This is a genomic window from Streptomyces sp. NPDC059009 (assembly GCF_042740175.1).
Lineage (GTDB): Bacteria > Actinomycetota > Actinomycetes > Streptomycetales > Streptomycetaceae > Streptomyces.
In genome coordinates this window covers 48962-56152 of record NZ_JBHYJB010000015.1, presented here as the reverse complement: position 1 = coordinate 56152, position 7191 = coordinate 48962, and the positions used below count along the sequence as shown (strand labels likewise).

7 protein-coding genes are annotated in these 7191 nt (G+C 74.2%); 3 read left to right on the top strand and 4 right to left on the bottom strand.

All coding sequences use genetic code 11. The features are described from left to right. Positions 1-61: 61 nt before the first annotated feature. The gene (locus ACFWYM_RS17205) at positions 62-607 is read right to left on the bottom strand and encodes a helix-turn-helix domain-containing protein (protein WP_384836883.1); all 546 of its coding nucleotides are present in this window, start codon (positions 605-607) and stop codon (positions 62-64) included. Between the two features lie 147 nt (positions 608-754). On the opposite strand from ACFWYM_RS17205, the gene ACFWYM_RS17200 reads away from it, so the two are divergent. Then, the gene (locus ACFWYM_RS17200) at positions 755-1861 is read left to right on the top strand and encodes a serine hydrolase domain-containing protein (protein ID WP_384836880.1); all 1107 of its coding nucleotides are present in this window, start codon (positions 755-757) and stop codon (positions 1859-1861) included. Between the two features lie 32 nt (positions 1862-1893). Here the strand turns inward: ACFWYM_RS17200 and ACFWYM_RS17195 are convergent, their stop codons facing one another. After that, positions 1894-2604 carry a TetR/AcrR family transcriptional regulator gene (locus tag ACFWYM_RS17195; RefSeq protein ID WP_384836877.1) on the bottom strand — a complete coding sequence of 237 codons (711 nt, stop codon included), beginning with the start codon at positions 2602-2604 and terminating at the stop codon, positions 1894-1896. A 160-nt stretch (positions 2605-2764) separates the two neighbouring features. On the opposite strand from ACFWYM_RS17195, the gene ACFWYM_RS17190 reads away from it, so the two are divergent. After that, a complete protein-coding gene (locus ACFWYM_RS17190) occupies positions 2765-3550 on the top strand; it encodes a hypothetical protein (protein WP_384836874.1) in 786 nt (261 codons plus the stop codon). A gap of 40 nt (positions 3551-3590) precedes the next feature. Here ACFWYM_RS17190 and ACFWYM_RS17185 read toward each other — a convergent pair whose 3' ends face one another. Both ACFWYM_RS17185 and ACFWYM_RS17180 read right to left on the bottom strand, forming a co-directional pair. Continuing rightward, on the bottom strand, positions 3591-4490 hold the full coding sequence (locus ACFWYM_RS17185; protein ID WP_384837143.1) for a (2Fe-2S)-binding protein: 900 nt from the start codon (positions 4488-4490) through the stop codon (positions 3591-3593). A 126-nt stretch (positions 4491-4616) separates the two neighbouring features. Next, positions 4617-6083 carry an MFS transporter gene (locus ACFWYM_RS17180; protein WP_384836871.1) on the bottom strand — a complete coding sequence of 489 codons (1467 nt, stop codon included), beginning with the start codon at positions 6081-6083 and terminating at the stop codon, positions 4617-4619. 127 nt (positions 6084-6210) lie between these two features. Between ACFWYM_RS17180 and ACFWYM_RS17175 the strand changes: the two genes are divergently transcribed. After that, positions 6211-7179 (top strand): Lrp/AsnC family transcriptional regulator, encoded by a 969-nt coding sequence (locus ACFWYM_RS17175; RefSeq protein ID WP_384836868.1) that lies wholly within the window; start codon positions 6211-6213, stop codon positions 7177-7179. Positions 7180-7191 lie beyond the last annotated feature (12 nt).

Below are 7191 nucleotides of genomic sequence, written 5' to 3'. Positions count from 1 at the left end.
GGAGTCACCCCTCCGGGCCGTGCTGGGTCATGGGCCTGCCGCCCAGCAATTGGGGCGTGGATCAGGGGAGTTGTGCGCTCCCCACCGTTTCCACCGTCCGCACTGTCTGCTCCTCCTGCGTGTCCCCCGTGCCGATCACCGCCGCGCCCGCCCCGAGGAGGACCGCGACGGCCGCCACCGCACCGACGGCCGCGAGCCGCAGGCGGGGGAGCGGGCTCAGACGTGGGCGCGGGCGGTGCCGTACGGGCCGCTCCACGACGGTCGGCCGTGGCGGCCGTGGCCCCATCGCCAGCTCCCGGCGGGCGGCCACCCACCGCCCGGTGGCGTCGGCGTCGAGGCCGCAGGCGACGGCGAAGGCGACGAGGACCGCCTCGCGCGGCAGCCGGTCCCGGCGCAGCATCGTCGCCGCCGTCGAGTACGGCAGCACCTCACCCGCCGAGGCCGCCGCGCGCTCCAACTCCCGGTAGCTGAGGCCCGACCACTCCTTCAGACGGCGCAGCTCGGCCATGAATTCGGCCTCTCCGGCGGCGGGGTTCGGCACGGGCGGTGGCGTCATGAGGGTCCCTCCGAGGGCGGTGTGCCGGTGCGGGTGACTGCTGCCGTCCATCTGCTGTCCGTGTGCCGTCCGTCGCTGACCTGCGCGTACAGGAACTCGCACAAGCTCGCACAGCGGATCCGTTGAACCAGTCCACGAGCGGCGGTCAGCCTCGGCCTCACATCTGTCAGGTCTGTCGTCGTTGTCTTGGAGGCATGCATGGGCCGGGTCGGTTCCCTGGTGCTGTTGCTCACGCTGGCACTGCCGGCACTCGTCGGGTGCGCGGACGTCCGCGCGGAGGTCGGCCCGGGGGACGCCGTCGACCGCTACCTCGACCGGACACTCCCCGAGGGGCCCGGCATCACCGTGGCCGCCGCCCGGGGAGGCGAGCTCACGCACTGCGCCGGACGCGGGCTCGCCGACCGCGCGGCGAAGACCCCCGCGACCTGCGACACCGTGTACGACGTCATGTCGGTCACGAAGCAGTTCACCGCCGCCGCGATCCTCAAGCTGGAGATGAGGGGCGAGCTGCGCGTGGGTGACCGGATCGGCCGGTACCTCCCGCACGTGCCCGCCGACAAACGGGCCATCACCCTGCACCAGCTCCTCACGCACTCGGCGGGCCTGCCCGAGTCGCTCGGCGACGACTACGACCCGGTGTCGCGCGCGCAGGTGCTCACCGGGGCGATGAGGGCCCGGCTGCGGTCGGCGCCCGGCAAGGAGTTCCACTACTCCAACGTCGGCTACAGCCTGCTCGCCGCGATCGTCGAGAAGGTCTCGGGCCGGAGCTACGAACGCTTCCTGGCCGAGCACCTGTTCCGGCCCGCCGGGATGACCCGCACCGGATATGTGCTGCCCACCTGGAAGCGCGACCAGGTAGCCGTCGAGTACGACCGCCACGGGCGCTCCCAGGGACGGCCCCTCGACCATCCAGGGGCGCCCGACGGCCCGTACTGGAATCTGCGCGGCAACGGCGGCATGCTCTCCACCGCCCGCGACATGTTCCGCTGGCACCGCGCCCTCATGGGCGACACCGTCCTGTCCGAGGCCGCGAAGCGGAAGCTGTTCGCCCCGCATGTACGGGTGCCCGAGCTGGACGGGGCCTACGGCTACGGCTGGGTCGTCATGGACACCGACGACGGCCGGGTGGCCTGGCACGACGGGGGCAACGACTGGTCATTGGCGACGGTCGCGGAGTTCCGCCGCGACGACACCTGGGTGTTCTGGGTGAGCAACCACGCCTACCAGGACGGGAAGTGGAACCTGGAGGACGGGCAGCTGAAACTCACTCAAGGGGTGGCCGAGCGGGTGAGGCGCCGCGCCTGACGGCCGCGGGCGCCGGGCAGGAGGAGGCAGCCCTACTCGGAGCCGATCCCCAACGACCACGTGAGGTCCCGCATTTCGTCCCGGTACAGCCGGGCGGCGTCCTGCGCGCGCGGGGCGAGGATGCCCGCGACCTCCAGGGCGACCAGTCCGTGCATGCGGCCCCACACGCGCAGGGTGAGCGCGATGGCGGCGGCGGGCAGGCCGGGGTGCGCGGCGCGGGCGAGGGCGATGAAGTCCTGGTCGAACTCCGCCCACTTGTGGCCCCTGCCCGGCTGCCGCTCCCGGGCCTCGGGCCACGCGGCGGCGACCAGGCCCAGCAGCCCCAGGCACACCCGGTGCTCGGCGGCGGCCGCGGCCCGCCCCGACGGCGCCTGCCCGCCCTGTCCCGAACCGCCGTACAGCAGCCGGAACTCGTGCGGCCGCGCCACCGCCCACTCCCGGTAGGCGACGCCGTGGGCCATGAGCCGCCCCGCCGTGTCCCCGGCCGGGCGGCTCTCCCGCGCCGCTTCGAGGGACTGGGCGAGGGCGGTGTAGACGTCGGTGGCCAGCGCGTCCAGGAGGTCGTCCCGGGTGTCGTAGTACGTGTACAGGGCGGCCGCGGTCATGCCCATCTGCCGGGCGATGGCCCGCAGGGAGAGGGCGTCCACCCCGCCGTCGGCCAGGCACTGGAACGCGACGGTCCTGATCTCGCGCACGGTCTCGGCGCGCAGGCGTTCGCGGCGGCTCAGCGGGGGTGCATCCATGCTGGAAGCATACAGCAGCAGGAAACTAAACGGCGTTTAGTGAATGAACGGCGTTCATGTACGGTCGTGGACGTGCTCACCGAGGGCACGCATCGCGGCACGTCGCAGTACATCGCGGCGCGTCGCGACACGTCGCAGAGAGGGAACTCCTATGCCCCCTATGGAAATTCGCGGATACGAGACTGGTGCCGTCGCGGCGGAGGCCGCCTTCACCTCCGACTTCGAGATCCCGGCGGACCTGCCCGTGCAGCGCCTGGTCGACATGCTGGAGACCGAGCGGCGCAGCATGGACGTCCGGCCGGGCATGCGCCACAAGTACACGCCGCTGCGCTACGACGCGGTCACGGGCGCCCCGCAGATCGGCGGCCGCTATCTCTTCGACACCTGGGCGGACGTCGTCGACTACGAGGAGTTCACCAGCAAGGAGCTGGAGTTCGAGCAGGGGGTGGCGTTCTGGGACCGCCCGTTCTTCCTCGGCGTCGACCGGCACATCTGGCGGGTCACCGGCGCCCATGACCTCACCCCGCTGGCCACCACCCACCACGTGAACCGCTTCGAGCGCTGGACCACCGAGGCGGACGGCGTGGAGCGGCACTTGGCGCAGGTGTGGCCCGCCGTCCTGGCGGACGCCGAGCGGCAGGGGCTCGCGAGCGTCTGGCTGCTGCACCAGCCCGAGGAGCAGCAGATCGCGCTGCTGACCGTGGCTTCGCGGGTGGCGGGAGCGGACCGGGCCGACGCGCTGTCCCGGTCCGTCGCCGCCCTCGCGGGCGCACCGTCACCGGGCCGCCTGCTGCCCGCCGCTCTCGGCGCCACGCAGGTCTTCGACCGCACCAGCCCGATCCTCGCGATGTGGCTCCCCGAGTCGCGCCGCGCCGGAGGTGCCCCCTCCGCCTACCCGGCCGCGCCCGTCCACCCCGAACCGAGCCCCGCGGCCAGGGCCGTGTGAGCCGCCAGGGCCGCGTGAGTCGCCAGGGCCGTGTGAACCGCTAGGGCTGCGTGAGCCGCCGCAGCCGCTCGGCGTCGTCGGTGCGCGGGCACGTCCCGCACGCCTCGGCCGGGCGGATCGTGTAGTAGAGGCAGCAGCCGAGGCGGGTGCGGGTCGGGTGGCGCCCGCCGTCGGCGTCCGTCAGACAGCGGAAGTCCGCGCCGCCGGGAAAGGGTCCCAGCGGCCCGGGGAGCACCGCGTCGGCGGCCACGAGGGCCCGCTCCTCCTCGCCGGTCGCCCGGCCGAGCTGCCAGATGCCGGAGACCAGGTCGTCGCCGACCATGCCCCACAACGCCCGCTGTCCGCGCCGCAGTCGGGGCCCGATCGCGGACAGCAGCGGCCCGACGTGGTCGGCGACGGCCGTGCGCAGCTCGGCGCGCAGGGCCTCCTCGTGGGCGACGACCCGGGCGCCGGGGAGCGCGGCCGCGGCGTCGCCGGGCAGGCAGGCGAAGGAGGCGCCGGGCGCGACGGTGAGGGCGCCGCTCACGAGGTCGACGCGCACCTCGGCGGGGCGGATCCGCGGCACCCGCCGCTCCAGGTACCAGGCGCCGCTCATCAGCAGACAGATGTCCCAGAGATAGGAGTGCAGCGCCCGGGACGCCGCGACGTCCGGGCGCGGGGTGTGGTCGTGCCGGGCCTCGATGCGCCGGGCCTCCGCCGCGACGAAGGCGTCGAGCGCGTCGGGCCGGTGCGCCAACTCGGCCCCGTCGAGCCGGCTTTGGCGGTCCGGCGGGCCCGCGGCGGCACCGGGCTCCGTGATCGTCACGTCCAGGGCCGGGCACAGCTCGGTGAGCCGGCGATAGGTCGCGGCGAGCGGGGAGGTGAGGGCGTGGGCGGGGGCAGGGGCAGGGGTAGGGGCAGAGGCCGGAGTGGGGGCGGGTGCGCAGGCGGTCGGCGCCAGAGCCTCGCCCGTGGTCGGCGGCGCGAACGGGGGCACGCGAACTCCTCGGGGACACAGGGGAGATGTCGAACAAGGTAAGCCTTACCTTACCTATTCCCGTCCCACGGTAACCGACACGCCGCCCGGTCAACTGTCCACCCCTGCGGCCCCGTCGGGCAGCCGACGCGCACCTGGACCACGGAGACCCCTCTTTCGTGGCTCGGCCCGCTCCGGTGTCGCACCCGACGTCCGTACGAAGGCGAAGGCCAGCACCGCTCCGGCGAGCCCCACTCCCGCCGCCCCGAGGAACACTCGGCTCAGACCGGCCGCCATCGACGCACCTGCACCGCCCGCACCGGCGTCCGCGCCGCCCGTGCGGAACAGCACACCGAAGGCCGCGACGCCCAGCGTCGGGCCGAGTTGGCGGAACGTCGTCATCGCGCCCGCCGCCATTCCGCCGCGCTCGGCCGGTACGGCGGCGAACACGGCGCCCGCCATCGCCGGCGTCATCAGGCCCACCCCCGCCCCCGTCACCGCCAGGCCCAGAGCGAGCGAACCCGCCGACGACCCCGCGTCGAGCCCCGACTGCAGCGCACAGCCGACGCCGCTGAGCAGCAGCCCCGTGCCGACGACCGCACGAGGTGAACGGCCGTGCAGCGCACGCCCGCTGACCAGCGAGGCGACGAAGCACGCCAGGGCGAGCGGCATCAGCGCGAGCCCCGCCCGCACCGGCCCGAGCCCAAGGCCCGACTGCAGCCACACCGAGGTGAACAGCAGCGCCGCGAACGCCGCTGACGACGCCAGGACACACAGCATGACCGCCGCGAAGGCGCGGCGCCGGAACAGTCGCACGTCCAACAGGGGGTGCGGGGAACGGAGTTCGAGCCGGACGAAGAGTGCCAGGGCGAGCGCCGCGAGGGCCAGGGCCGCGTACGCCACGGGGGTCAAGCCGTCGTCGCCCGCCGTCGTCAGGGCGTAGGTGAGGGAGCCCGCGCAGAGCGCGAACGCAGCCGTGCCGGGCAGGTCGACGCGGGGAGCGTCCCGCCGGACGCCAGGGGTGCGGTCCCGGGCGGGCAGCACGCGCAGCGTCAGGGCGAGGGTGGCCAGGGCGAGGGGGATGTTGAGGTAGAACGCCGCCCGCCAGCTCAGCCACTCGGTCAGAACGCCGCCGACCATCGGGCCGACGGCCGCGCCCAGGCCCGTGAACGCCCCGAACACCCCCATCGCCCGGCCCAGGTCGGGCCCCCGGTAGACGGCGACGACCAGCGCGAACGTCGCCACGGACAGCGCCGCACCGCCCACGCCCTGCACCGCGCGCGCCGCGACGAGCACTCCGGTGCCCGGGGCGAGCGCGCAGCCCAGCGAGGCGACGGCGAAGACCGCGAGCCCGGCCACGTAGACGGTGCGCGGCCCGACGCGGTCGGCGAGCGAGCCGAACGGCAGCATCAGGACGGCCAGGACGAGGGTGTACACGTTCATCACCCACTGGAGCCCCGAGAGCGGGGCGGAGAAGTCGGCGCCGATGTCGGGCAGCGCGACGTTCAGGACGGTCGTGTCGAGCAGGAACATGAACGTGCCGAGGCAGATCGCCACCAGCGGCCACCACTTGCGCATGAGAGGTCCTCGGGAAGGGAGAGGGAGTGCGGGGAGTACGTCAGGGACGCTCACAAGGTCGGGCGGGAGAGCCGGATGCCGCCAGCCGCAGCGCGCCCAGTGGCGGATAGTGGCATGCTCGTGCGTCATGAAGACGGAAGCCGTCACTCTCGACGAGGTGGACCGGAAGCTGGTGCACGCCCTGCAGATCGACGGCCGGGCCCCGTTCCGGACCGTCGGCCAGGCCCTCGGGGTCTCCGAGAACACCGTCGCCCGGCGTTACCGGCGGCTGCGCGGTGCGGGGGCGCTGCGCGTCGTCGGCACCTTCAACGGCGCCCGGTTCGGCTACAGCGCCTGGACGATCCGGGTGCGCTGCACCCCGGACGCGGCCGGGCCCCTCGCCAAGGCGCTCGCCGCCCGCGAGGACACCTCCTTCGTGCACCTCCTGTCCGGCGGCACCGAGATCTCCTTCAGCACCCAGACGCGCGGCAGCGAGGAGAGCGACGCACCGCTGCTGCACCAGCTGCCGCGCACCGGCCGCGTCACCTCCGTCTCCGCGCACCTCCTGCTCAACCACTACGCCCTGCCCAGCCATTGGGCCGGACCCGCCCGCCTCACCCCCGAACAGGCCGCCCTCCTCACGCCCGCGCAGGCCGAGCCGCGGGACACGGCCCTCGGGGACGGCGACCGGGCCCTGTTCGCCGCCCTCGCCAAGGACGGCCGGGCGAGCCACGCCGAACTGGCCGCCGCCACCGGCTGGTCGGACTCCACGGTCCGCCGCCGCATGGACGCCCTGCGTGCGGCCGGAGCGCTGATCTTCCTCGTCGACATCCCCTCGGCGGCGCTCGGCTTCCACGCGGAGGCCCGCCTGTGGATGTCCGTGCAGCCCGCCCACGTCACCGAGGTCGCCACCGCCCTGGCCGGGCACGCCGAGGCGTCCCTGGTGGCCCTCACCACCGGCCCCACCAACCTCCTGGCCGCCGTCAACTGCCGTGACGCGCAGGACCTTTCGCGCTATCTCACCGAGCGCGTCGGCGCCCACGACGCGATCCGCACGATGGAGACCGCGCCCGTCATCCGCACCCTCAAACGCGCCGGGACGCTGCTCCCGCTGTGACGCGGGGCTCCT

Bases quoted from the DNA above. Each gene is read 5' to 3' on its own strand.
- ACFWYM_RS17205 (WP_384836883.1), bottom strand. From the start codon at position 607: ATGGACGGCAGCAGTCACCCGCACCGGCACACCGCCCTCGGAGGGACC.
- ACFWYM_RS17200 (WP_384836880.1), top strand. From the start codon at position 755: ATGGGCCGGGTCGGTTCCCTGGTGCTGTTGCTCACGCTGGCACTGCCG.
- ACFWYM_RS17195 (WP_384836877.1), bottom strand. From the start codon at position 2,604: ATGGATGCACCCCCGCTGAGCCGCCGCGAACGCCTGCGCGCCGAGACC.
- ACFWYM_RS17190 (WP_384836874.1), top strand. From the start codon at position 2,765: ATGGAAATTCGCGGATACGAGACTGGTGCCGTCGCGGCGGAGGCCGCC.
- ACFWYM_RS17180 (WP_384836871.1), bottom strand. From the start codon at position 6,083: ATGCGCAAGTGGTGGCCGCTGGTGGCGATCTGCCTCGGCACGTTCATG.
- ACFWYM_RS17175 (WP_384836868.1), top strand. From the start codon at position 6,211: ATGAAGACGGAAGCCGTCACTCTCGACGAGGTGGACCGGAAGCTGGTG.